General features: G+C 69.5%; 23 protein-coding genes and 1 tRNA gene. 11 read left to right on the top strand and 13 right to left on the bottom strand.

The annotated features are described in order from the left end of the window. The first annotated feature begins 5 nt into the window (after positions 1-5). The 3 genes from gyrA to ACTWPW_RS16595 all read left to right on the top strand — a co-directional run bounded on the left by gyrA (position 6) and on the right by ACTWPW_RS16595 (position 3,483). Positions 6-2,504 carry a DNA gyrase subunit A gene (gene gyrA, locus ACTWPW_RS16585; RefSeq protein WP_375110432.1) on the top strand — a complete coding sequence of 833 codons (2,499 nt, stop codon included), beginning with the start codon at positions 6-8 and terminating at the stop codon, positions 2,502-2,504. Between the two features lie 3 nt (positions 2,505-2,507). Continuing rightward, positions 2,508-3,284 (top strand): DUF3566 domain-containing protein, encoded by a 777-nt coding sequence (locus ACTWPW_RS16590; protein WP_375110431.1) that lies wholly within the window; start codon positions 2,508-2,510, stop codon positions 3,282-3,284. Positions 3,285-3,409: 125 nt separating this feature from the next. Further along, positions 3,410-3,483: transfer RNA gene (locus ACTWPW_RS16595), tRNA-Ile, on the top strand. A 593-nt stretch (positions 3,484-4,076) separates the two neighbouring features. Here ACTWPW_RS16595 and ACTWPW_RS16600 read toward each other — a convergent pair. From ACTWPW_RS16600 to ACTWPW_RS16610, 3 genes are all read right to left on the bottom strand, one after another. Beyond that, the gene (locus ACTWPW_RS16600; protein WP_443169178.1) at positions 4,077-4,769 is read right to left on the bottom strand and encodes an aspartate/glutamate racemase family protein; all 693 of its coding nucleotides are present in this window, start codon (positions 4,767-4,769) and stop codon (positions 4,077-4,079) included. Positions 4,770-4,900: 131 nt separating this feature from the next. Beyond that, positions 4,901-6,271 carry a UDP-N-acetylmuramoyl-tripeptide--D-alanyl-D-alanine ligase gene (locus ACTWPW_RS16605; protein WP_443169194.1) on the bottom strand — a complete coding sequence of 457 codons (1,371 nt, stop codon included), beginning with the start codon at positions 6,269-6,271 and terminating at the stop codon, positions 4,901-4,903. 5 nt (positions 6,272-6,276) lie between these two features. After that, the gene (locus ACTWPW_RS16610; protein ID WP_443169179.1) at positions 6,277-7,233 is read right to left on the bottom strand and encodes a D-alanine--D-alanine ligase family protein; all 957 of its coding nucleotides are present in this window, start codon (positions 7,231-7,233) and stop codon (positions 6,277-6,279) included. A gap of 543 nt (positions 7,234-7,776) precedes the next feature. Between ACTWPW_RS16610 and lepB the strand changes: the two genes are divergently transcribed. The 3 genes from lepB (at position 7,777) to ACTWPW_RS16625 (ending at position 9,543) form a co-directional block, all read left to right on the top strand. Beyond that, positions 7,777-8,310, top strand: coding sequence for a signal peptidase I (lepB, locus tag ACTWPW_RS16615; RefSeq protein ID WP_443169180.1), 534 nt, complete (start codon positions 7,777-7,779; stop codon positions 8,308-8,310). 156 nt (positions 8,311-8,466) lie between these two features. Then, positions 8,467-8,841: a VOC family protein gene (locus ACTWPW_RS16620; protein WP_375110930.1), complete on the top strand. Its 375-nt coding sequence runs from the start codon at positions 8,467-8,469 to the stop codon at positions 8,839-8,841. A 174-nt stretch (positions 8,842-9,015) separates the two neighbouring features. Continuing rightward, positions 9,016-9,543 (top strand): DUF1062 domain-containing protein, encoded by a 528-nt coding sequence (locus ACTWPW_RS16625; protein ID WP_443169181.1) that lies wholly within the window; start codon positions 9,016-9,018, stop codon positions 9,541-9,543. A 45-nt stretch (positions 9,544-9,588) separates the two neighbouring features. Here ACTWPW_RS16625 and ACTWPW_RS16630 read toward each other — a convergent pair whose 3' ends face one another. From ACTWPW_RS16630 to ACTWPW_RS16640, 3 genes are all read right to left on the bottom strand, one after another. Continuing rightward, positions 9,589-10,410: an MOSC domain-containing protein gene (locus ACTWPW_RS16630; RefSeq protein ID WP_443169182.1), complete on the bottom strand. Its 822-nt coding sequence runs from the start codon at positions 10,408-10,410 to the stop codon at positions 9,589-9,591. A 228-nt stretch (positions 10,411-10,638) separates the two neighbouring features. Then, positions 10,639-11,202, bottom strand: a complete 564-nt coding sequence (locus ACTWPW_RS16635; RefSeq protein ID WP_443169183.1) for a hypothetical protein — start codon at positions 11,200-11,202, stop codon at positions 10,639-10,641. Between the two features lie 85 nt (positions 11,203-11,287). Then, positions 11,288-11,959, bottom strand: coding sequence for an SbtR family transcriptional regulator (locus tag ACTWPW_RS16640; RefSeq protein ID WP_443169184.1), 672 nt, complete (start codon positions 11,957-11,959; stop codon positions 11,288-11,290). 122 nt (positions 11,960-12,081) lie between these two features. Here ACTWPW_RS16640 and ACTWPW_RS16645 point away from each other — a divergent pair, with 122 nt between their 5' ends. After that, positions 12,082-12,468, top strand: coding sequence for an ester cyclase (locus ACTWPW_RS16645; protein ID WP_375110423.1), 387 nt, complete (start codon positions 12,082-12,084; stop codon positions 12,466-12,468). Between the two features lie 34 nt (positions 12,469-12,502). Here ACTWPW_RS16645 and ACTWPW_RS16650 read toward each other — a convergent pair whose 3' ends face one another. Then, complete coding sequence (locus ACTWPW_RS16650) at positions 12,503-13,333, bottom strand: helix-turn-helix domain-containing protein (RefSeq protein ID WP_375110422.1); 831 nt, start codon at positions 13,331-13,333, stop codon at positions 12,503-12,505. A gap of 199 nt (positions 13,334-13,532) precedes the next feature. Between ACTWPW_RS16650 and ACTWPW_RS16655 the strand changes: the two genes are divergently transcribed. Beyond that, on the top strand, positions 13,533-14,279 hold the full coding sequence (locus ACTWPW_RS16655; RefSeq protein ID WP_443169185.1) for an NADPH-dependent F420 reductase: 747 nt from the start codon (positions 13,533-13,535) through the stop codon (positions 14,277-14,279). 751 nt (positions 14,280-15,030) lie between these two features. On the opposite strand, the gene ACTWPW_RS16660 is transcribed toward ACTWPW_RS16655, so the two are convergent. The 3 genes from ACTWPW_RS16660 to ACTWPW_RS16670 all read right to left on the bottom strand — a co-directional run bounded on the left by ACTWPW_RS16660 (position 15,031) and on the right by ACTWPW_RS16670 (position 18,905). Next, complete coding sequence (locus ACTWPW_RS16660; RefSeq protein ID WP_443169186.1) at positions 15,031-15,783, bottom strand: class I SAM-dependent methyltransferase; 753 nt, start codon at positions 15,781-15,783, stop codon at positions 15,031-15,033. Positions 15,784-15,817: 34 nt separating this feature from the next. Further along, positions 15,818-16,369, bottom strand: coding sequence for a hypothetical protein (locus tag ACTWPW_RS16665; RefSeq protein ID WP_375110419.1), 552 nt, complete (start codon positions 16,367-16,369; stop codon positions 15,818-15,820). A gap of 151 nt (positions 16,370-16,520) precedes the next feature. Next, positions 16,521-18,905, bottom strand: a complete 2,385-nt coding sequence (locus tag ACTWPW_RS16670; protein WP_443169195.1) for an ATP-binding cassette domain-containing protein — start codon at positions 18,903-18,905, stop codon at positions 16,521-16,523. A 424-nt stretch (positions 18,906-19,329) separates the two neighbouring features. On the opposite strand from ACTWPW_RS16670, the gene ACTWPW_RS16675 reads away from it, so the two are divergent. Further along, the gene (locus ACTWPW_RS16675; protein ID WP_443169187.1) at positions 19,330-20,082 is read left to right on the top strand and encodes an SAM-dependent methyltransferase; all 753 of its coding nucleotides are present in this window, start codon (positions 19,330-19,332) and stop codon (positions 20,080-20,082) included. Positions 20,083-20,207: 125 nt separating this feature from the next. After that, complete coding sequence (locus tag ACTWPW_RS16680; RefSeq protein ID WP_443169188.1) at positions 20,208-20,912, top strand: hypothetical protein; 705 nt, start codon at positions 20,208-20,210, stop codon at positions 20,910-20,912. A gap of 439 nt (positions 20,913-21,351) precedes the next feature. On the opposite strand, the gene ACTWPW_RS16685 is transcribed toward ACTWPW_RS16680, so the two are convergent. From ACTWPW_RS16685 to ACTWPW_RS16695, 3 genes are all read right to left on the bottom strand, one after another. Next, a complete protein-coding gene (locus tag ACTWPW_RS16685; protein ID WP_443169189.1) occupies positions 21,352-21,678 on the bottom strand; it encodes an antibiotic biosynthesis monooxygenase family protein in 327 nt (108 codons plus the stop codon). A gap of 84 nt (positions 21,679-21,762) precedes the next feature. After that, positions 21,763-22,227, bottom strand: a complete 465-nt coding sequence (locus tag ACTWPW_RS16690) for a GbsR/MarR family transcriptional regulator (RefSeq protein WP_443169190.1) — start codon at positions 22,225-22,227, stop codon at positions 21,763-21,765. A gap of 110 nt (positions 22,228-22,337) precedes the next feature. Further along, on the bottom strand, positions 22,338-22,964 hold the full coding sequence (locus ACTWPW_RS16695) for an FMN-binding negative transcriptional regulator (protein WP_375110414.1): 627 nt from the start codon (positions 22,962-22,964) through the stop codon (positions 22,338-22,340). A 34-nt stretch (positions 22,965-22,998) separates the two neighbouring features. On the opposite strand from ACTWPW_RS16695, the gene ACTWPW_RS16700 reads away from it, so the two are divergent. Then, positions 22,999-24,303: aminotransferase class I/II-fold pyridoxal phosphate-dependent enzyme (locus ACTWPW_RS16700; RefSeq protein WP_443169191.1), on the top strand; the 1,305-nt coding region annotated here is incomplete at its 3' end.

The following is a 24,303-nucleotide window of genomic DNA, read 5'->3' on the forward strand; positions in this document are numbered from 1 at the left end:
TACCTGTGACGGACGTGAACACCACTCCCCCGGCTGACCGCATCGAGCCTGTGGACATCCAGTCCGAGATGCAGCGCAGTTACATGGACTACGCGATGTCCGTCATCGTGTCCAGGGCGCTGCCGGACGTGCGCGACGGCCTCAAGCCGGTGCACCGCCGGGTGCTCTACGCGATGTACGACGGTGGCTACCGTCCCGACCGCGGCTACTTCAAGTGCGCCCGCGTGGTCGGCGACGTGATGGGCACCTACCACCCACACGGCGACACCTCGATCTACGACGCGCTGGTCCGCCTGGCGCAGTCGTGGTCGCTGCGATACCCGCTGGTCGACGGGCAGGGCAACTTCGGCTCGCCAGGCAACGACCCGGCGGCGGCGATGCGCTACACCGAGTGCAAGCTCGCGCCCATCGCCATGGAGATGCTGCGGGACATCGACAAGGACACCGTCGACTTCCGCCCCAACTACGACGGCAAGTCGCAGGAGCCCGACGTCCTGCCGTCCCGTTTCCCGCAACTGCTGGTCAACGGCTCCGGCGGCATCGCCGTCGGCATGGCCACCAACATCCCGCCGCACAACCTGCGCGAGGTCGCGGCCGCGGTCAAGTGGGCGCTGGAAAACCCCGAGGCCGGCGACGAGGACCTGCTCGAAGCCTCCATCAGGCTGGTCAAGGGGCCCGACTTCCCGACCAAGGCGCTGATCGTGGGCCGGCGCGGGATCGAGGACGCCTACCGCACCGGGCGCGGCTCGATCACCATGCGGGCCGTGGTCGAGGTCGAGGAGGAGAAGGGGCGGCAGGCCCTGGTCGTCACCGAGCTGCCGTACCAGGTCAACCCCGACAACCTCGCCCTGAAGATCGCCGAGCTGGTCCGCGAGGGCAAGCTCACCGGCATCGCGGACGTACGTGACGAGAGCTCCTCGCGGGTGGGGCAGCGCCTGGTCATCGTGCTCAAGCGCGACGCCGTCGCCAAGGTCGTGCTCAACAACCTGTACAAGCACACCCAGCTCCAGGACACCTTCGGCGCCAACATGCTGGCACTGGTGGACGGCGTGCCGCGGACGCTGCGGCTCGACCAGTTCATCCGGCACTACGTGGCGCACCAGATCGAGGTCATCGTCCGCCGGACGCGCTACCTGCTGCGCAAGGCCGAGGAGCGGGCGCACATCCTGCGCGGCCTGCTGAAGGCCCTGGAGCGGCTCGACGAGGTCATCGCCCTCATCCGGGCCTCGGAGTCCGCCTCGCACGCCCAGCAGGGCCTCATGGCGCTGCTGGAGATCGACGAGGTGCAGGCGCAGGCCATCCTCGACATGCAGCTGCGCAAGCTGGCCGCCCTGGAGCGGCAGTCCATCCAGGACGAGTACGACTCGCTGATGACGCAGATCGCCGAGTACAACTCGATCCTGGCCAGCGAGTCCCGCCAGCGGGAGATCATCAACGACGAGCTCGCCGAGGTCGTCGGCCGCTACGGCGACGAGCGCAAGACCGAGATCATCGCCTACGACGGCGACATGTCGATCGAAGACCTCATCGCCGAGGAAGAGATCGTCGTCACGATCACCCGGGGCGGCTACGCCAAGCGCACCAGGACCGACCTCTACCGGGCGCAGAAGCGCGGTGGTAAGGGCGTACGCGGTGCGCAGTTGCGCCAGGACGACATCGTCGACCACTTCTTCGTCACCACGACGCACCACTGGCTGCTGTTCTTCACGAACAAGGGCCGCGTCTACCGGGTCAAGGCATATGAGCTGCCCGACGCCGGTCGCGACGCCCGCGGCATGCATCTGGCGAACCTTCTCGCCATGCAGCCCGACGAAACAGTCATGGAGGTTCTCGACCTACGCGACTACAACGTCGCCCCCTACCTCGTCCTCGCCACCCGCAGCGGGCTGGTGAAGAAGACGCGCCTGGCCGAGTACGACTCCCCCAGGTCCGGCGGTCTGATCGCGATCAACCTGCGGGATGACGACGAGGTCATCGGAGCCCGCCTGGTCTCCGAATCCGACGATCTGCTGCTCGTCTCCAGAGGAGCGCAGTCGATCAGGTTCACCGCCTCCGACGAGGCACTTCGTCCCATGGGACGGGCGACCAGCGGTGTTATCGGCATGAGGTTCCTCGAAGGTGACGAACTTCTCGCCATGAATCGGATCGCCGACGGTCAAGATGTGCTTATCGCCACTAAGGCTGGGTACGCAAAACGGACGCCAGTGGAGCAGTATCCAGTTCAAGGACGTGGCGGTAGAGGCGTGCTTACTGCGAAAATCGTATCTTCCCGTGGCAAGCTGGTCGGAGCCGTCATGGTCAACCCAGAGGACGAGGTCTTCGCGATCACGTCTGCCGGCGGGGTGATCCGGACGAGTGCCGGCGAGATCAAGCAGTCCGGCCGCCAGACCATGGGAGTGCGATTGATGAATCTCGCTGAAGGCGACAGCGTGGTGGCCCTCGCCCGGAATGCGGAGTCGATGGAGACTTCGGTGGAGAGTGAGGAAGACGGGGGAGGAGAGTAGTTCATGAGCGCCCAGGGTGGCACCGCCAGGACAAAGGCGGCTTCGGGTAACGGACAGCAGCCGAAGAAGCCCACAGAACCCGAGATCTTCGACGCGGTCGACGAAGGTAAGGACACCTCGCCCGCACAGGGCAGGCCCAGGCCCGGCAAGGAGGACCACAAGCCTTCGCCGCCGCAGCAGGCGGGCCCGCCCGGTGCGGGCCCGGGTCCCGGCCCTGTCTCCGGTCCTGTTTCCGGCCCCGGCCCGTCCGGGCCGGGCGCGCCGCCTGCCCCGCCGCAGGGCGGGCAGCAGCCGGAGGGCAACGACACGGTACGCATCCGTCCGTCGCTGGCCACCGAGGCCCCGCCGGCCCTCGAGCTGTCCTCCAAGAAGAAGTCCTCGAACTCCGGCGGGGGCAGGCTCCCCCGCAAGGCCCACCTGGTCCTGCGCCGCGTCGAGCCGTGGTCGGCCATGAAGTTCAGCTTCGTGGTCTCCCTGGTCTGTTTCGTGGTGCTGTTCGTGGCGGTCGCCGTGCTGTACGGCGTGCTGTCGGCCCTGGGCGTGTTCGACTCGGTCGTCGACCTGGTCAACCAGCTCGGCCAGGGCGAGCAGGGGCAGAGCTCGATCCCGATCGACATCGCCTCCTGGTTCGAGCCGGTACGCATCCTCGGCTACACGGCGCTGATCGGGGCCGTGAATGTCGTACTGATCACTGCGCTTTCCACGTTGGGGGCGGTCATCTACAACATCGCCTCTGACCTGGTGGGCGGCGTTGAGGTGACCTTCAGCGAGGCCGAGTAGGCCCGGATGCTCGCGCCGTGCCTTCGGTTGGCACGGCGCGAGCAGCCTGCCGGACGCGGTAAGCTTTTCCTCGTCCGAACAACTGGTTCGCCTCCGTCCGACGGATGCGATAACGTTCGGTGCGCGGGGCTATAGCTCAGACGGTTAGAGCGCTTCCCTGATAAGGAAGAGGTCCCAGGTTCAAGTCCTGGTAGCCCCACAGAGTTTTCCAGTTCAGAGGCCGTTTCCCGGAGATCGGGAGATGGCCTTTTGCTTGTTTGCCACCAATTCGCCGCCAAGATCGTTTGGCATTGCCGGGGCTTGGATCAGTCGACAGGGTCCTCGACCGGTGGCGCGTTCGGTCGAAGCAACGCGCCCTACCTCCCGTCGATCAACGGCAAGAAGACGACCTTCAGCGTCTCCGTTTGCGTCACCCACCGCGTCTGAGAGCCGCCATTCGGGCCGCGTCACTCTTTGATGTTCGCCTTCGATCGGTACCTGTCCGGTCTACGTGGCGCGGGCCCTGGCCGTGGAAGTCGGGCGTCACGTTTCTGGGCGACGAGCTCGTAGGATCGGTTGGTGGCCGGTGGGGTTGACGTTTCAGTGGTCCCTGGATGCGCGCGCGGGCCCGCTGCTGGACTTCAGGGCGTTTGCATCGTCCGGTCACCCACGCGAACGCGGCATCCAGGCCCGGCCTGCAGACGAGCGGCGCTGAGATGTTCTACCTGGCCAACGCGGCGATCGCTTGATCTTCGGCTCCATCACAGTGGTGATCCACCTCGGCCGCCACATCGCGTCGCGGCCGAGGGTGTGTCAGTCGGCCAGCGCGAAGCCCGCCGCTGCCTCCGCGTGCAGCCGGGCGCTCGGCAGCAGCGGGATGGCGGTGTCCTTCTCGCTGATCAGGAGCTCGATCTCCGTGCAGCCGAGGATGACGCCTTCGGCGCCGTCGGCTGCCAGATCGGCGACTATCCGGGCGTACGCGTCCCTGGACGATTCCCGGATCACCCCGCGTACCAGCTCGTCGAAGATCACGCGATGGACGAGATCGCGCTGCTCACGCCGCGGGACGACCACGTCGAAGCCGTGGGCGGCCAGCCGGTCCCGGTAGAAGGGCTGCTCCATGGTGAAGGTCGTGCCCAGCAGGCCGACCTTGCGCATGCCCCTGGCGCGTACCTCGGCGCCCACGGCGTCGGCGATGTGCAGCACGGGTACGGTCGCCGCCCGCGCCACGTCGTCGCTCACCCGGCTGAAGGTGTTGCTGCAGACGAGCAGGACCTCGGCGCCGAGATCCTCCAGTTTCCGGCCCGCACCGGTCAGCAACGTGCTCACCTCGTCCCAGCGGTCGGCGAAGATGAGGTCCTCGACGGTCGTGTAGTCGACCGACCAGATGAGGCTGTTGGCGGAATGGCTGCCGCCGAGTCGCTCGCGTACCCGCTGGTTGATGATCTGGTAGTAGATCACCGTCGATTCCCAGCTCAACCCGCCGATGAGACCGATCGTGCGCATGGAACTCCGTTTCGCTAGCTTGTGCCGGCCGGCCGGTGCCGGCCGCGGTGAGGGTGCCGCCACTGGTCCGGTCGAGGTCGAGGTCGAGGTCGAGGCCGCGCAGGGCGGGCACCTCGGCGATGCCCCAACGGTCAGGCGACGGCCAGCGCACGGGCGCAGGAACTGAGTCCGATCTCGCTGGAGGCCTTGACGAGTACCACGTCTCCCGGTTCGAGAAGCGCGGCGGCCAGCCTGATGGCTTCGGGTACGTCCACGACGGTGTGGACGGTCACGCCCTGGTCCGAGGACTTCGCCGCCTCCGCCATCGCGAGCGGATCCCCTCCTCCGACCGCGATCAGCACGTCGAAGCGGAGGTCGGCGACGAGCCGGCCGATCTCCGCGTGCCGGGCGCGGGAGGCGTCCGCCTGCTGCCCCATCGCGCCGAGCACGGCGACGGTACGACGGGTGCCGGCCAGGGCCTTGGCCGCCCGCAGGCCGGCCCGCATGGACTCGGGGTTGGCGTTGTAGGCGTCGTTGACGATGGTGATGCCGTCGGGTCGTTCGACGATCTCCAGCCGGCCCGCGGAGCGCCGCTGTGCGGCGTTCAGCCCATCGGCGATGTCGGCGACGCTCAGACCGAGCGCGGTGGCGACGGCGGCGGCGGCCAGGGCGTTGCTCACCTGGTGCTCGCCTATGAGGTCGAGCTCGACCGGGGCGCTGCCGGACGGCGTCACCAGCTCGAACGCGGTTCGCGCCCGATCGTCCATCCGCACGGCTTCGGCCCGCACCTGTGCCTCCGACGACCTGCCGTACAACAGGATCGGGGCCTTGGTGCGGCCGGCCATGCCCATGACGTACGGGTCGTCGGCGTTGAGCAATGCGAACCCGTCGGCCGGAAGCGCCTCGACCAGCTCGCCTTTGGCCTCGGCCACGCCGGCCAGCCCGGCTCCCATACGCTCCACGTGCGCGGTGCCGACATTGAGCACCAGCCCGATCTGGGGCGGTGCGAGCCTGGTCAGGTACGTCAGGTCGCCCTTCCGGCCCGCGCCCATCTCCAGCACCAGGTATCGGGTGGTGGCATCGGCGCGCAGCACGGTGAGCGGCAGCCCGAGCTCGTTGTTGAACGACTTGTCGGTGGCGACCGTCGCGGCGTGCCGTTCGAGTACCTGGGCCAGCAGGTCCTTGGTCGTGGTCTTGCCCACGGAGCCGGTCAGGCCGATCACGGTCGGGCTGATGTGTTCGAGCAGGTGCCTGGCCAGCAGGCCGATCGCGAGCTCGACGTCCTCGACCACGAGTGCGGGCACGCCGACGGGCCTCGATGCCAGCACGGCGACGGCGCCGCTCGCGACGGCACCGGCCGCGTAGTCGTGGCCGTCAACGCGGGCGCCGACCGTCGCGACGAACAGCCCGCCAGGCACCACCTCGCGGGAGTCGACCGCCGAGGGCGCCGTCACCAGCGCCTGCGGGTCGCGTACGTCGTGCAGGCTCGCGCCGACGACCTGCGCGATCGTGTTCAGCGTCATGGGGATCACGAGCCGCTCCTGGCGAACGCGAGGTCGATGAGGCGGCGCAGCAGGTCCGGGTACGGGACGCCGCTTTCGGCCCAGGCCCTGGCGTAGACGGACCGGGAGGTGAAACCGGGCATGGTGTTGATCTCCAGCACGTACAGGCGGCCGGTGTCCTCCTCGTAGAGGAAGTCGACGCGGGCCAGGCCGTAGCCATCGATCGCCCGGAAGGCACGCAGGGCCAGCTCACGCACGTCCTCGGCCACCCGTTCCGGCAGCACGGCGGGGATGGTGGCGATCTCGGCCTGGCTGAGGTACTTGGCCTCGTAGTCGAGCCAGTCGCCGGGCACGAGGAGCTCGCCGGGCACCGAAGCATCGGGCGTGTCGTAGTCGCCGAGCACGCCGCAGATGACCTCGCGCGCGGTCACGCCCTGCTCGACGACGACCACCCGGTCGTAGGTGAGCGCCAGATCCACACCCACGCGCAGTTCCTCCATGGAGGTGACGCGTGAGATGCCGATGGAGGAGCCCATGTTGGCCGGTTTGACGTACATCGGCCAGTCGAGCGACTTCACCAGACCCCAGTGGTCCGTGGTGGTGCGCCATTGGTGCTCGGTGAACCACACGTGCGGGGTGACGGGAATGTCCTCCGCCAGGAACGTGCGCCGCATCGCGACCTTGTTCATGGCCACGGCGGAGGCCATGACGCCGCAGCCCACGTACGGGATGCCCAGCGTCTCCAGGTGACCCTGGACGACGCCGTCCTCGCCGAACGGTCCGTGCAGCACGGGGAAGACCACGTCCGCCAGATCGCGTCGCAGCTCCACCGGCCACCTGCCCTGCCGGTCGATGATGACGGGGACGGGCTCGTACAGATCCCTCGGCAGGGCGTCGAGCACAGCCTGCGCCGACTGCAGCGACACCTCATGCTCGGCGGACGGCCCACCCGCCAGCACAGCCACGCGCACGCGTTCGGTCACGATCAATCAGCCTTCCTCAGCGGGACGGAGACGGCCGGACCCGGCGCTTGCGAACAGGCGCCGGTCAGCCCATTCACTGTCGGCCGACCGTGTCCCCGCCTCGTCCGCGCCGTGTCATGGTTGTGTCACGGTCGCGCCGACCGCCGTCATCCCTGCTGGACGGCTCGACAGCGATCTCCTCGGTCCCGCGCAGCCGGTAGCGCAGGATCGCACGGTGGATGCACCGGCTTGCCGCGGTGAGCGTTTGATGTCGTCCGTGTCTATCGAGGAACTGTCGTGGCGCGGTCAGGTGTCGAACGGGACGGATCGCTCGTGGGCAGGTTGCCGATCTGGCCGGTGGACTGCATGGTCTCCGGTGGCTGCCCTGGCGTTGTCGGCCCAGGGCTCCTGAGGGCAGCGGCCAGGCCAGGGGTGCAGCTGTTTCCTCTGGTGTGTGTTCGATTGAGGAGGAGGAGAGCCGCCCCTGTAGGCCTGTGGCGCAGACCAGGCGATCACGTGCCGACGAGGGATGTCGCGGCACATCTCGTACGGGACACTGTTCGGGTGATTCGTCGACTTCCGGCAGTCCTGATCCTCGTTCTGCTGACCGCCAACTGCACTGTCGTCGACAGCGCTTTCGGCACCCTCACCATCACCTGGTCCAGCCAGTCCATGGAGCCGACGATCAAACAAGGCACGAAGGTGTCGGCGCGGCGCACCGAGGGCGGCTACACACCGCGCCGCGGGGACATCATCGTCTATCGAGCCCCCGAGGACTGGACCGCCCACCGCGCGGGCGGCACTTACCTCTCCCGGGTCATCGGCGTGCCAGGTGACAGAGTGGCATGCTGCGATAACCCCTCAGCGGCGCTTCAGGTGAACGGCGTACTCGTGAAGGAGCCGTTCATTACGCGTGGGGCAGCATTGGCGAGGTGGTTCGACATCACGGTGCCACCAGATCGCATCTGGGTCATGAGTGACAACCGCGATATCGCCCTCGATTCTCGTGCCGAGATGGACAAGGCCGGCGGCGGCACCATCGAGCGTTCGGCCGTTCTCGCCGTGGTGGAAGACGAGGACACACACCACGTCCCGTAAATCGCGCACCCCGGTAGATCATCGTTCGGCTACCTTCGTCAGGTTGCGGTCCATCCCGCGTCCGGGCGGCCCGCTGCTCCCGGGTGCCGGTGCGTGGCGGTCCTGGGCCGTTTAAGGGTTGGCTGCGTGCGGTTGATGCCCGGTACTGTGCCGATCGTGGCTTGTCGTATTTCTGAACTGATAATCCCTTGCCGGGATCCGCAACGGCTGGCGGCGTTCTGGTGCGAGGTGCTGGGCTTCGTCGTGCTCGACACCGAGGACGACGGCGCGGTGGAGATCGGGCCACGGGAAGGGTTCGGCGGACTGCAGCCGACTCTGGTCTTCAGTCCCACTGCCGAGCCCAGGGCGGGCAGTCTGCGGCTGCACTTCGACGTCAATGCCACCGATCGCGATCAGGACGCCGAACTCGAACGTCTCCTGAAGCTCGGGGCGCGCCCGGCCGACGTCGGCCAGACCGGCGAGGAGTCCTGGCACGTCCTGGCCGACCCCGAGGGCAACGAATTCTGCCTTCTGCGAGCCCGCCTGAGCTGAGCATCGGCTCGCACCGGCAAACGACCCCTATGTGAGGACTTCGCGCGCATGACGCCGCCTGCTCTTTAGACCTGACACCTTCCCTGCGCATCGGTCGCCGACGACGCCGTCGGCTCTGTTTTCCGTGCTCTTCGTCAGGTCTTCAGAGAGATCATGTCTTCACATCCTCATATCGTGCTGCCCTGGGCGGTGCGGCGCACCCGCCTGCCTCTGATCGCCCTCCGGTGCGTGGCCTGCCCTTCCGGCCGCGCCACCATCGGCAACGGCAGGTTCCGCGTCAACGCCAACGGCAAACTGCTCGACGTCTGGCTCCTGGTCAACTGCGTTTCCTGTGACCGGACCAGCAAGCTCACCGTCCACGATCGCGTCCCCGTCCGCTCACTGCCCGCTGACCTGCTGGCCGGTTACTCGGCCAACTCGCCTTCCCTCGTCGTGGACACCCTCCTCGACCCGTTGATCGCCCGGCGCAACCGGTTCGCGCTCGATTGGGACGGGTGCTGGGAACTCGACGCACCTCCCGTTCCCGAGGGTCCGTGGCCCCTTCGGATCACGGTCACCTTCTACGATCCCGTGCCGGTCCGTCCGGAACGGCTCATCGCTCATGGGCTGGGCATCAGCCGTCATGAGATCACTCGCAGGGTCAAGATCGATATCCCGCTGAACCGCAGGACGAAACTGGGCTTCTCCTTCGTCCTGGTGTAGTCGGTCCGCCAGAAGGTACGGCAAGCCCTGCGACGTCTATCGGTTTCAGGCCAGGACGGTGACCGGGTCGCCGAGTCGTAGTTCGCCTCGGCCTCGGGGGACCAGGCGGATGCCGAACCAGGTCTTGCCGTCCCAGCGGCGGTGGCGGGCGAGGGTGCGCAGGGGTTCCTTGCCCTTCTGGAAGGTGACCGGGTCGTAGGTGGTGGCGGCGCAGCGGTCGCAGTGTTCCGAGACGCGGAAGGCGACCGGGCCGATGCGGATCTCGCGCCAGCTGTCCTCGGCGTACGGGGGTGCGCCGTCGATCACGAGGTTGGGGCGGAATCTGGCCATGTCCAGGGGGGCGGGCGGGTCGTCCTGGCGTTCCATGGCGCCTTCGAGGATCCAGTCGTCCAGGCGGCGCAGTGAGGAGCGGGAGGTGAGCAGGATGGGGGCGTCCCCGGCGAGGCTGACGACTTCGCCGGGCAGGCCGCCGTGGGACGCCGGGACGGCGCAGCGGTTGGGGTCGTCGAGCCAGACCAGGCGCGCCGGTTTGCCGAGCAGCCGGGTGAACCAGGCGTGCGCGTCGGGGTCCGCGAGCACAACGCTGTCCACTTCGGCGAACCCCACGGGAACGCTTTCCCCGGTGGCCGGGGGAACCTTCAGCTGGGGCAGCCCCGGCGCGTCGAGCAGCAGCCCGTCCTCGTCCGTGACACTGGCGACGACGGACAGCAGCCGGGGATTCTCCCCGAGCCAGTGAATATCGCCCTGCTCGTCCACGACGGCCCAGCGGCGGTCCTCCGCCAGCCCCCAAGGCTCCACGACCGCCGAATCCACCACCCACCCCGAAACCGACTTCACCGGATATTTCCGGATCTCAGCTAGCTCCATCCCGACACCGTACGTCCGAGAGAGCCCTTTCACGAGTGGGTTGGCAGCTGCCCGGGCGCACCGTCCGGAGGCCGCCTGTGCATATGTCGACCGTCTCGAACGGATGAGCTCCGGTCTTCTCGCGGCGACGTTGCTGCCGGAGCGGGTTCCGCGCGGGCGCCGTCCGAGTCGTGGCCTGAAAGGTTCATGGAGCCGCTGCGTGTCCTTCCGGTGTTCGGCCCCACCGTTCTATTCCGGTGGATCTCCGCCGACCGCATGGAGCGCATCGATGTACCCGCCGCCGACGTCGAACCGGGTGATGTCCTTCGTCCTGTTCGTGCGGCACGTGAGCGCCCAGTCCGCCGCTGGGCCGATCTCCTGGAGACGCAGTCGCTTCTTCCGGGAGATCCCGCGGGCACGACCGATGTAGCAGACATGGGGGTCGATCTTCTCGATGTAGACCCCTAGAAGAGGAAACGCTGTGGTCAGGGTTTCGATCAGGCCCTTGGTGGAGTCGAGGTCGATGTCTGGCAGAGGCCGGCACTGCTCCCCGCGAAGGGCGATGGCAAGGTGGGCCGTCATCGCGCCCTTCCAGCCCGAGCGCGATGCGCGCTCGATGTCGCGGAGGCGGATGGCCGCGTGGCCGTCGAGACGGAGTTCGTCGGTGATGGTGTGCAGCAGCACCCACTTGCGGCCGATGCCCGCCACGTAAGCATCGAGTCGATCCGCACCGTCGATCTCACGGCGGACTCTCACGGGCTCACCGGAACTTCTTGCCCTCTTCAGGTCCTTGAGCGCCGTCCCCTTGGCCATGATCCCGGATCATCCCAGTCTGGGTGCCTGATGCTCATCCGGTTTTCTGAGGGCAAGGCCGCTGTCCGCGATTCGGGGAGCGGCCTTACCCGTGGTTGTCGTCCACAGGGTTGTGGATACCCAGATGCGGTGCCTGGCTGGACTGGGGGCGCAGCCCGTCGAGGATGAGCTGGGCGATGTGCGCTGAGCGCGTGCGGCTGGTGTCGGCGCCGGCGTGGCGGATCGCGGCGAAGGCGCCGGCGACCAGTGCCATCACCTCCTCGACGGTGAGGTCGGGGCGTACCGTGCCGGCCGCGTGCGCGCGATCCAGCAGGTCTGCGACGTGGCGCGTGAGGTCCGCCGCGACGTCCGGTGCGGCGGTGCGGAGGTCGAACTCGGCGGCCACCAGCGCGCTCTTCACCGCCACGTTCTCGGCGCCGCCGGCCATCATCGCGGACAGCAGCGTGAACAGGGCCGCCGGATCGCTGGTCGTGGCAAGGGCTTCCGCCTGCGCCACCAGTTGCCTGAGCTGGTCGGTCGCGACGGCGAGATACAGCGCTTCCTTGGCCGGGAAGTGCCGGTGGACGGTGCCGGGGCCGACGCCTGCGCGGCGGGCGATCTCGTCGAGCGAGACGCCGAGCCCCTCCGTGGCGAACAGCTGCTGCGCGGTCCGCAGGACGCGCTCGCGATTGCGGCGCGCGTCGGCTCGCAGCTCCCGGTCGGTCCCGTGGGCTGCCGTCGGGTTCGCTGGGGGCGGCTCAGGCGGTTGGTCGGACATGGCGGTATCAGCATAACCGGGGCGACGCACCGTATAGTGTGGCACTAACCGGGGCGGCGCACCGGTTAGGCTTCGCGCCGCTCATCATGGCGCGATCCGTCAGTCACGAGGAGACCAGGCCGATGACCACACGCGAGGACGCGAGCGCTCTGGTGCGCCGGATGCACGAGTGCTTCAACAGCCGGCAGTTCGACCAGGCCGCCGACCTGCACACCCCCGGCTTCTTCAGCCATCCGCTCGGCGCCACAGGGTTCGAGGCAGGCAAGGCCGCCTGGCACACGCTCGTTGCGCGGTTCCCCGGCATGCGCGTCGTCGCCCGGGACATCCTGGTCGACGGCGACAAGGCCGCCGTCCGCTCGACGGTCGAGGGGATCGCTGTCTCGGAGGGCGATGCGCAGCCGATGCTGTTCGAGATCTTCCGCATCGACGATGGCCGGTTCGCGGAGATGTGGGGGGCCAGTACGGGATTCCCGCCCGCAGCCAGCCCCGAGGACTTGGCCGTGGGGTGAGCTGATCGGTCGCCCTTCGCCCGCGCGGCGATTGTTACAGGCTGCCGAGTTTCCGCAGTGCCTGTTCGGAGGCGGAGCCCGGTTCGGCGGCGAACAGTTCGAGCCCGTAGCAGGACGGCTCGTCGGGAAGCTTGACGAGCTCGCCGTGCAGGGTCAGTTCGCCCACGACCGGGTGGCGCAGCGCGTACGTCCGGGACCGGGCCTGTGCGACCGGGTGTTCCGCCCACATGCGTGCGAAGTCCGCGCTCAGCTCCTGTAGGTGGTCGATGTGCGCCGCGAGTGCCGGGTCGCCGCGATAGCGCCCGTGCAGGACGCGGAGATGCGCCACGTGCTCGCGCGCCGCCCGTTCCCAACCCGTGTGGTGCAGCTCGCGCAGGTGGGGCTCGGTGAACAGCAGGTGCGAGAGCGTGCGGCGGCTCTCCGGCAGCGCGGGGAAGTCGCCGAACACCGCCACGGCGAGCTGGTTCCAGCCGACGATCTGGGTGTGCCGGCCCACCACCAGCGCGGGCGTCATCACGAACGACCGCAGCAGGTAGCGCAAGCTCGGAGGCACCGTCGGTGACCCCGCGGTCGCCGTGCACGGCTGGGGGCGCCGGGCGATCCGGTGCAGGTACGCCAGCTCGTCGGTGTCCAGCCGCAGCGCCGCGCCGATGGCGTTCAGAACCTCGTCCGAGACGCTGTCGCCCTTGCCCTGCTCCAGACGCGTGTAGTGGGCGATGCTCACGCCCGCCAGCCGGGCCAGCTCCTCACGCCGCAGGCCCGCGACCCGGCGCGGCCCGCCGTAGTCGCGCAGCCCGACGTCCTCCGGGCGCAGACGGGCACGGCGTGATTTGAGGAACCCGCTCAGCTCGGTCCGGTCGTCCACGCGACAACCCTACGTCCGAGCATCCGGCGGGTGATCACGCCGTGAGTACGCACACCACGGGCCTGGCCGGGGCACTCGCGGCGGCGCCACGCTGTCAGGCGAGCCGGGCCACCGTGCGCGACCGGCGCGGACTCCCTCCGCCCCTGCGCGCCACGACCGGCTCCTGTCCCGACATCCACCCGAACGAAGCGGAGAGACCGTGCCTCGAACACTGGGAATCATCGGCAGCGGAATGATCGGTTCTTCCGTTGCCCGCCTGGCCGTCGCGGCGGGCCTCGAGGTTGTCCTGAGCAACTCGCGAGGCCCGGAAACGCTTGCCGATCTGGTCTCCGGCCTGGGCGGGCGTGCCCGAGCGGCCACACCGGCCGAAACGGCGCGTGCCGCGGATCTGGTGGTGGCGGCCATCCCGCTGAAGGCGTACGGACTGCTCCCCGCCGAAGCGCTGGCCGACAAGACGGTGCTGGACACGGCGAACTACTACCCGGAGCGGGACGGTCACCTGGCCGAGCTGGACGCGGGCGAGCTCACCTCCAGCGCTCTCTTGCAGCGCCACCTCGCGGGCTCCCGGGTGGTCAAGGCGTTCAACACCATCACCCCGCACCAGCTGGTCTCCCTCGCCCGGCCCACGGGCGCGCCGGACCGCAGCGCCCTGCCCATCGCCGGCGACGACGCGCCGGCCAAGGTGGAGGCCGCCCGGCTGCTGGACGTCCTGGGTTACGACCCGGTGGACATCGGTACGCTCGCCGGCAGCTGGCGCAGCGAACCGGACACGCCGGTCTACATCCGGCCCTATCTCGGTGACGTGCCCGCTCTGAACGTCGAGGACTTCCTCCGCTGGACCGCCCGGACGCCCGGGGTCGTCGTTCCCGCGGCGCAGGTTCGTGAGCTCGTCGAGATCGCGGTTCGCCGGCCGGCGGGCGAGGCCAGGCTCCCGAGCGACGCCTGACCCCGGGCACGGGCGATTACGCTGCTCGGGTGAGCCGTCGCCGACCTCGCCCCTGGTCTGGCCGAGCCACTTCCGGTTGCCGATCTGGAGCGGCGCGCCAGGCTCCTCGACGAGGTCCTGGCCTGATCACGGCTCCAGACGACGCATGTACCCGCCCAACCGCGCGTCCAGGTGTCTCAGCACTCGTTCGTGGATGACCCGGCGGATGCGCTTGCCCAGGTCGCCGATTCCGCGAGGCTGTGGACGCTGCTTGATGACGACTGTGGGCCGGTGAATCTCGACGTGCCTCAAGCGCTTCTTCTTGTGCGCCACGGCTCGCTTCGGCTGCCGGACCGGGGCGGGTTCCGACGTGGCCGTTGGTGTTCGGGCAGCGACCGGGCTCGAGGCAGCCGGGGTGGGAGCCCGTTTCGCCGGGGCGGGGCGGGCGACGGCGTGGCCCGGCCGCACGGCGTGGCCGACGGAGAAGCCGAGACCGGTGCTGAATGCCATGCTGACGGCGAACGCGAGCGCGATACAGATGGGTCCACGGGCTCGCCGGGGGTCGGCCGGCGCACTACGGACGAACGCGGACGGTGGATATTCACACATCTTGCCCCCCGAGATCGTGGCTTCCTCACGGAAGGTGATCACAGCGCGCTGTGCTGCATAGATCTCCATACGCGGGCGGCCGCAACCCTCGTTTGAGGACGTCCATACGAGATCGACGGGAGAGTTTCACCCGGCCGCCGGCTCCGTCGATGGGTGAGAGCGGTCAAGCGGCTCGGCGGGCGAGGCTGAGGTCGGTGACGAAGGTCATCTCCACGCCGTCGCCCAGCAGCCCGGCCAGCTCCCGCAGCAGGGGTTCCCGGAGGGCCGGGGCGAGGATTCGGTAGGCGGAGATGGTGCGGACCAGGTCCAGGTAGCGGTCGGCCGTGTACCGCTCCGTCCACGAGTAGGAGCGCTCGTCGAGGCCGGTGAAGCGGGGGTCGCCGGCCAGCAGGTGCTGGGATTCGTCGGCGCGATCCGGCTCTTCCTGGTGGAGGCTGGAGCTGGTCACGCCGTGGCGGTGGTCGGCTTCGGCGAGGGCGGCGCGCAGGCCGGGATCGTTGACGAGGTAGCGGTTCCAGAAGAGGGCCAGGGCTCCCGAAGGGGCCAGGGCTGCGTGGGCCAGGTCCCAGCGCCGCTCCGGGTCGACCCAGTGCCAGGCCTGCGCCGAGTAGAGCAGGGCGAACTGCCGGTCCGGGGTGTAGTCCTCAAATATCCCGTTTTCGACCCTTGCCCTGGGGCACTTCGCTGCCAGCGTCGCCGCCATCCTGGCGTCGGGCTCGACACACGTCAGGTCGACCCCGCGGGCGGCGAAGGCGGCCGTGGCCTTGCCCGTTCCGGCCCCGACCTCCAGCACCGGCCCGGCGGGCGCGTACGCCAGCACCTCGGTGATGAGTTGCTCGGGATATCCGGGTCGGGCCGATTCGTACAGGTCGACCGCTTCGCCGAACACCACACTTCGCTCACGGTCCACGGTCATGACACTCTCCCTAGCCAGAAGAGTGCCGATTCAATCACGCCGGCCTGAGCGTCCAGTTCTGGTCACCGTTCGTGGGGTCGCACGGGCTGCCGAAGACCTCGTTCCGCCGGCCGGCGTGCAGGCACGTCTCCTGGACCGGGCCCTGCCACTTGAGCGGTCGGCCCTTCCACTTGATCACGATCCGGTCGCCTCCCCACGCCTTCTGCACGGTGACGAAGGCGATGCGGTGGTTCTTGAGGTCGATGCCGCAGCGCTCCATCCGTACGAGGCCAGGGTCCTTGTTCGGCCGGCCGACGCACAGCTTGTTCCCGCTGTAGAGGCTGCGCAGCTCCGAGCGGGAGTTGCGGGTCCACACGTAGCCGTCCCTGGTGCCCGTGGGCTGGCAGTGGAAGGTGCGCAGGGAGTATTTCGCGCCGCTGTCGACCGGGGCCAGGCCCCAGGTCAGGCACATCGTGGTGCCGACGTTCCTGATCATGAACGTCTTGGGTGCGGCGAGGGCGGTGGCGGAGGCGGAGGCGGGTGTGGTCGCGGGGAAGACGGCGATGGCGATGGCGATGGCGAGCGTGCTGGATAAGCGTCCCTTCATGGGGCGGCATGGTAGCGACGGGGCCGGGGTGAGGTGGGAAACGCGGATTACCAGAGGAAGACGGACGGCTCACCGGTTCCGGTGGCGGGCCGGCAGGAGGGCGCGGGTGACGACGTGAGCAGCCCGCGGGCCGGGCCCGCGGGCTGCTGCGTCAGGCGCCGACGTAGGCCGCGAGGTGCTCGCCGGTGAGGGTGGAGCGGGCGGCGACGAGGTCGGCGGGGGTGCCCTCGAAGACGATCCGGCCGCCGTCGTGGCCGGCGCCGGGGCCGAGGTCGATGATCCAGTCGGCGTGCGCCATGACCGCCTGGTGGTGCTCGATGACGATGACCGACTTGCCCGCGTCGACCAACCGGTCGAGCAGGCCGAGCAGCTGCTCGACGTCGGCGAGGTGCAGGCCGGTGGTCGGCTCGTCCAGGACGTAGACGCCGCCCTTCTCGGCCATGTGGGTGGCCAGCTTGAGCCGCTGCCGCTCGCCGCCGGACAGCGTGGTGAGCGGCTGGCCGAGGCTGAGGTAGCCGAGCCCGACGTCGGCGAGCCGGGTGAGGATGGCGTGCGCGGCCGGCGTGCGCGCCTCGCCGGCGCCGAAGAACTCCGCGGCCTCGGTCACCGGCATCGCGAGCACCTCGGCGATGTCGCGGCCCCCGAGGCGGTATTCCAGCACCGAGGCGTGGAACCGCTTGCCCTCGCAGTCCTCGCAGGGAGTGGTGACGCCGGCCATGATGCCCAGGTCGACGTAGATGACGCCGGCGCCGTTGCAGGTGGGGCAGGCGCCCTCGGAGTTGGCGCTGAACAGCGCCGGCTTCACGCCGTTGGCCTTCGCGAACGCCTTGCGGATCGGGTCGAGCAGCCCCGTGTACGTGGCGGGGTTGCTGCGCCGGGAGCCGCGGATGGGCGCCTGGTCGACCGAGACCACGCCCGCCGAGGCGGGGACGGAACCGTGGATCAGCGAGCTCTTGCCGGAGCCGGCGACGCCGGTGACGACGCAGAGCACGCCGAGCGGGATGTCGACGTCCACGTCCTGCAGGTTGTGGGTGGTGGCGCCGCGGATCTCCAGCTTGCCGGTGGGGGTGCGCACCGACGGCTTGAGCGAGGCCCGGTCGTCGAGGTGGCGGCCGGTGATGGTGCCGGCGGCCCGCAGACCTTCGAGGGGCCCCTCGTAGCAGATGGTGCCGCCCGCCGTACCGGCGCCGGGGCCGAGGTCGACGACGTGGTCGGCGATCGCGATCGTCTCCGGCTTGTGCTCCACGACGAGCACCGTGTTGCCCTTGTCGCGCAGCCGCAGCAGCAGGTTGTTCATCCGCTGGATGTCGTGGGGGTGCAGGCCGATGGTGGGCTCATCGAAGACGTACGTGGTGTCGGTGAGCGAGGAGCCGAGGTGGCGGATCATCTTGACGCGCTGCGCCTCGCCGCCCGACAGCGTGCCCGCCGGCCGGTCGAGCGAGAGGTAGCCCAGCCCGATCTCCACGAACGAGTCGAGGCTCTGCAGCAGCGCGGCGAGCAGCGGCGCCACCGACGGCTCGTCGAGGCCGCGGATCCATTCGGCGAGGTCGGTGATCTGCATCGCGCAGGCGTCGGCGATGTTGACGCCCCTGATCAGCGAGGAGCGCGCCTCCTCGCTGAGCCGGGTGCCCTTGCACTCGGGACAGGTGGTGAAGGTGACCGCCCGGTCCACGAACGCCCGGATGTGCGGCTGCATCGCCTCGCGGTCCTTGGCGAGGAACGACTTCTGGATCTTCGGGATCAGCCCCTCGTAGGTGAGGTTGACGCCGTCGACCTTCACCTTGACCGGCTCCTTGTAGAGGAAGTCGTGCAGCTCCTTCTTGGTGTAGTCGCGGATCGGCTTGTCGGGGTCGACGAAGCCCGACTCGGCGTAGACGCGTACCGTCCAGAAGCTGTCGGACTTCCAGCCGGGGATGGTGAACGCGCCCTCGGTGAGCGACTTGGAGTCGTCGTAGAGCTGGGTGAGGTCGAGATCGGTGACCGCGCCGCGGCCTTCGCAGCGCGGGCACATGCCGCCGATGCGGGTGAAGGTCTGCTTCTCGGTCTTGCGGGCGCCGCGTTCGACCGTGATCGCGCCGCTCGCCCGGACCGTGGGGACGTTGAAGGAGAAGGCCTGGGGTGAGCCGATGTGCGGCTGCCCGAGCCGGCTGAAGAGGATGCGCAGCATCGCGTGGGCGTCGGTGGCGGTGCCGACCGTGGAGCGGGGGTCGGAGCCCATCCGCTGCTGGTCGACGATGATCGCGGTGGTCAGCCCGTCGAGCACGTCGACCTCGGGCCGCGCCAGCGTGGGCATGAAGCCCTGCACGAACGCGCTGTACGTCTCGTTGATCAGCCGCTGCGACTCCGCCGCGATCGTGCCGAACACCAGGGAGCTCTTGCCCGAGCCGGAGACGCCGGTGAACACCGTCAGCCGGCGCTTGGGGATCTCGACGCTGACGTCCTTGAGGTTGTTCACGCGCGCGCCGTGCACGCGGATCAGGTCGTGGCTGTCGGCGACGTGCGGCGCCGGCGACTGCGTGTCCGTCCTCGTGGCCATGCTCATCGTTTCTCCATCTGTTGCGCGGGGCCCGGCCCTCGCTGACCAGCTCCGAGCAGGGTACGTCCGGTTTTCGGTTGTTCCGGCCAGCGGCGCTCATCGCCAGGACGGCCTTCGTGGCCTCGATGCCGGGGTCACCGGTCGTTTCCGGGGTCGTTGACAGCCAGGCTAGGCGCGGCACGGGAGGCGGCGCTTCTCGAATCCTGACCGGTTGGCTCCGGCGCGGTGGAGTCGCGGTTCCGCACGCCGGTTCCGCCGCGCCAAAACCGGTGGACGGGAGGAGGGCGGCTGCTCTAGCGTCGCCCGGACGACAGGTTCCTGCCACGTGAAGAGGTGCATTTCATGAAGGTCCAGGCGCGTTCGGCCGGTGTCGTCCGGCCGGTTCTCGTACGTATCGCGTCTTCGACCGTAAGGAACCTCAGAAGTGGACCTTCCACGTAGCTTCACCATCCGCGAGAGCAGCCACCGCGTCCTCAATCCCATCACCGTTGACAAGCTCGCCGTCCTGGGCCGTGCTCTCGACCTGCCGGCCGGCACCCGGATGCTCGACCTGGCCAGCGGCAAGGGCGAGATGTTGTGCACCTGGGCGCGTGACCACGGCGTGGCCGGCGTCGGGGTCGACATCAGCACCGTGTTCACGGCGGCGGCCCGGGAACGGGCCGTGGAGCTGGGCGTCGCCGACCGCGTCGCGTTCGTGCACGGTGACGCGTCCGGTCACGTCTCCGACGAGCCCGTCGACGTCGCGTCCTGCATCGGCGCCACCTGGATCGGGGGCGGCGTGCCGGGCACCGTCGAGCTGCTCGAACGCAGCCTCCGTCCCGGCGGGACGCTGCTGATCGGCGAGCCGTACTGGCGGCTCGACCCGCCGGACCAGGCCACCGTCGAGGGCTGCCACATGAGCCGCAAGGACGAGCTGCGCGACCTGCCCGGGCTGCTCGAACGGTTCGGGGAGCTCGGCTGGGACGTCGTCGAGATGGTCCTGGCCGATCAGGACAGCTGGGACAGGTACGCGGCGGCGCAGTGGCTGAACGTCCGGCGCTGGCTCGATCGGCATCCCGACGACGAGCTGGCCGGCGAGCTGCGGGCGGAGCTCGCGACCGCTCCGGTGCGGCATGCCCGTTACCAGCGTGAATATCTTGGCTGGGGGGTTTTCGCGCTCATGCGGCGACCCGGCTGACCTGGTCGGGTCGGTGGCGGAGGTCCCGGTTCCGCCGGGGCCTCCGCCCGTCTCTTAGAGAATTTTCGATCTGAGCCGGGCGGTTGGCGGGCGGCGGTAACGTGCGGCCGGTGATGATCCAGAGGATGAGGCCCGTCGCCGTCGTGGGTGCCGTGGCGGCCACGGTGCTCGCGGGAATGACCGCGCCCGCTCAGGCGGCGGAGAACTACGGCGAGTACTCCCGGTTCGCCGAGCGCAGCGCCGGGCAGCACTGGGCGGACGGGCAGGCGGCCGGGCAATGGACGTGGAAGCCGCTTTCGTCCACGACGTCCGAGATCAGTTGGGGTGACCCGAAGAGCTGGCCGCCGGACTACGCGGAGAAGTTCGTTCGCGGTGGCGACTGGTTGCTGCTGGACGGGTGGCGGGACAACGGGACCTACTACATCCTCAGGGTCACCAAGGAACAGATCGGTGACGCCAAGTGCGGAAATTTGCGGACATTCGCCACCTCTGGCCGGCAGCACTACGTCAAGTGGGACATTCCTCCGCAGGGGTACTGCCTGAAGGCGTGGGGGACGATCACCGAGCAGTCCTCGGGCAAGGTCGTCGACTTCGGGCACACCCAGATCTGGTCGCCGCCCGCTCCCTGCTCGAACCGGTACCTGAGCCACCAGACCTGCATCAAGCAGTGGGAGTCGTGGTGGGACAACAACGGCAGTCCCGGCAAACCGATCGTCCGGAAGCTTGAGCGCGACCAGTACATCGCCCGGGGGAAGGGGATGGCGTTCATGATCCAGCAGTACTTCCCCAAGGAGTGGAAGTCGGAGGCGCGGTCGTACTGGAACTGGTGATCCCATTTCGATGACGCGGCGGGGTCGCGCGACCCCGCCGCGTGGTCTTTCACCACGTCGGCGCGTGCGGTCGTCCACAGGGTGTGCCTGCCGGGCGGTGAGCCTCTCGGGATGGGTGGCGGGGGAGTGGCCCGGCGTCGTCCGATGGTGGGATGAAGGGCTGCGGAGGTGTGGTAAAAGACGCCCCGGCCGTGCCGCCGTGGCCGGTGCGACGGTGGGCTGCGGTGCTCTGAAAATGCCTCTGACCTGGGGAAACGTGCTGCCGGTGGGGTCGGGGGCCGGCTCGCGGGAGCGTAGTTCCGGACGGCTCCGGGGGCGCGGGTGGAGGTGCCGAGTTTCGTCCCGGTTCGGGCGCCGCCGGGCAGGTGGGCGGCCTTGTCGTGGGGTGCGGCGTTGTGAGGTTATCCACAGTCTGAGGGTGTTATCCACAGGTTGTGGGTCAGTGGACGCCGGGCGGTTCCGGTGCGGCGATGATGACGTCGTGATGGCTGACGGTGGTGCCGTAGGTCAGGAGGGCGGCTTGGGCGTCCGGCTCGACGACCGCTGTGTCGATGCTCTCCCCGGCGAAGCCCTTGATCGCTTCGAGCGACTCCCAGAGGGTGACGACCTGGAGCTCGATGTGGTCTCCGGCGGCGCGCTGGAGGAGGTAGGCGCCGCGGTGGCCGTGGACGCCCTGGAGTTCGGGGAGGACGGCGTTGCTGAAGTGACGCTGATAGACCTCGGCTCCGGTCGGAGTGGCGGTGGCGTGCCAGATCCTGGCGATCATCTTCGACTCCTCTGCCTTCAGCCCGCTGGGTCGCGACGGGAGGGTCTCGTGCGGGGTCAGTCGTGCGGGGTCAGTCGTGCGGGGTCAGTCGTGCAGGGCCGCGGTCCGGTCGAGCGCCTCGGCCAGGGCGGCCATGGAGGTCCTGGCCGAGCGGATGCGTGCGGTCTGCGCCTCGTCGGTCCACCCCAGCCGCAGGCCCTCGGCCGCCAGCTCGTCGAACGCGGTGAACGCGGCGAGCTGCTGCCGGATGACCTTGGACCAGGCGTCGTCCTCGATCTGGTAGTAGACGTTGCGCTCCCCGGGCTTGCGGAACCGGCGGATGAGCTTGATGGACGTCAGGAGGTGCAGGTTCGTCGTCAGCGACGCGCGGCTGGCGCCGATGGCCCCGGCGATGTCGCCGGCGGTCTGCTCCGGCGGGTCACAGGCCATGAGCCAGCCCAGGACGCGGCCGGTGATCGGGGCGAGCCCCCACTCCGCGGAGACGAACGTCGCCACCCGCTCGACCCATTCGAGCACCTGCTCGCGCTCGGGGCCGTCCAGCGCACTCATGCGATCAGCCTAACCGTCACTGTTCTCACCAGTCGTTTCAGGCCGGGCTGAAACAACTGGCAGACAGGGAGGTGGCGGGTGACCCGGCCTGGCCGAAGGCCGGCGCGGGGTCAGGTGGTGGTCGTGGTGCTTCGGCGGCGCTGCTGGGTCAGGGCGCCGGCGTCCCCGGGCAGGGCGCGTTCCGTGAGCCCGGCGGCGACGCGTTCCCGGAGCTCGGGCCGGTGGTCGTCATACTTGAACTTGGCCCGCACGTCCAGCACCCGCAGCCGCAGGCCGCGGATCGCCGACAACATCTTGTGGTACGGCCCCGCGCCGGCGGACATCTCGCCATGGTCGCCGGCCGGCTGGTGGTGGGCGAGCTGGCGGCGCAGGATCTCCGCCTTGCCCTCCCTGTCGTCCACGATCTCGGCCCGGCAGACGAGCTGCACGGAGGCGTAATAGCTGGTCGGCACGCCGGTCTCGGGGGAGTCGGCGCGCCAGCCGGACGGGATGTAGGCGTAGTCGTCGTGCACGCTCACCACCGCCGTCGGGTTGGCCTCCAGCGCCGCCCAGATCGGGTTGGGCCTGGCCAGGTGGAGCACCACTTCGCTCTCCCCGTCGAACAGGAAGTGGGTCGGCACCACCACGGGCGCCGCGCCGTCCACACCGTTGACCGCGATCTGGCCGAAGTCGCGCGTACGCAGCCAGCTTCGCCACTCGTCGTGGTCGCGGGCGGCGTCCCAGGGGTGAATGAGCACACGAACCTCTTTGTATTAGTACATAATAAATTTTGTGCTAGGAACATACACGATCGCTGGTGAGACAGCCAGTGAGATCGCCGCGGGTGTCGAGGTCGCCGTGTCGGAAGGGCGGCTGCCGCCTGGGGCGATGTTGCCGCCGGTCCGTGAGGTGGCGGCGCGGGCCGGGGTCAGCCCCGGGACGGCGGCGGCCGCGTACCGGCTGTTGCGCGAGCGGGGCGTCGTGGAGACCGCCGGGCGGCGGGGGACGCGGGTACGGCCCCGGCCCGCCAGCACGTTCCGCGAGGAGATCCGTATCGACGTGCCCGCCGGGGCGCGTGACCTGGCCAAGGGCAACCCCGACCCCCGGCTGCTGCCGCCGCTGCACGAGGCGCTCGCCGCGGCGGCCCGGGCGCACGAGGAGCGGCCCGCCATGTACGGGACCGGCGACGACGACGAGCTCATCGCCCTGGCCGGCGAGCGGTTGCGGGCGGACGGCGTGCCCCCGGGGTCGCTGGCGATCACCTCCGGCACCCTCGACGCGGTCGAACGCGTCCTGGCCGTACACCTGCGCCCGGGTGACGCGATCGCCGTCGAGGACCCGGGCTGGACGGCGCTGCTCGACCTGGTCGCCGTCCTGGGGTTGCGCCCGGTGCCGATGCGGCTGGACGACGAGGGGCCGCTGCCGGAGGAGCTCGGCCGGGCGCTGAAGGCCGGGGTCCGGGCCGTGGTGATCACCGCCCGCGCCCAGAACCCGACGGGCGCCGCCGTCTCCGCCGCGCGGGCCGAGGCGCTGCGGGGGCTGCTGGCGGCCTACCCGGAGGTGCTGCTGATCGAGGACGATCACGCCTCCGGGTTCGTGGAAGTGCCCCTGCATCCGCTGGGCGGCGTCACGACGCGGTGGATCCTCACCCGGTCCACGGCCAAGGCGTTCGGGCCCGATCTGCGGCTGGCACTGATCACCGGCGACCCGGTCACGCTCGACCGGTTGCGCGGGCGGCAGCGGCTGGCCGCCGGGTGGGTGAGCCACCTGCTGCAACGCGCCGTCGCGCACCTCTGGCGGACGGGCGCGGTGGACACGGCGGCGGTGGCGGCGTCGTACGCGCGGCGCCGGGACGGCCTGGTGTCGGCGCTCGCCGGGCGCGGCGTACCGGCGCACGGCCGCAGCGGTCTGAACGTGTGGATCCCCGTCGCCGACGAGGCCACCGCGATCACCCGGCTGCTGGCCCGAGGGTGGGCGTGCGCGCCGGGCGCCCGCAACCGGATCGGCGCGCCGCCCGCGCTGCGCCTGACCGTCTCTTCCCTGGACCTGGAGGAGATTGAGCCGCTCGCCGACGACCTGACCGCCGCCCTCCGCCCC

It is taken from the genome of Nonomuraea sp. KM90 (assembly GCF_052246675.1).
In the GTDB taxonomy this organism is placed as follows: Bacteria; Actinomycetota; Actinomycetes; order Streptosporangiales; family Streptosporangiaceae; genus Nonomuraea.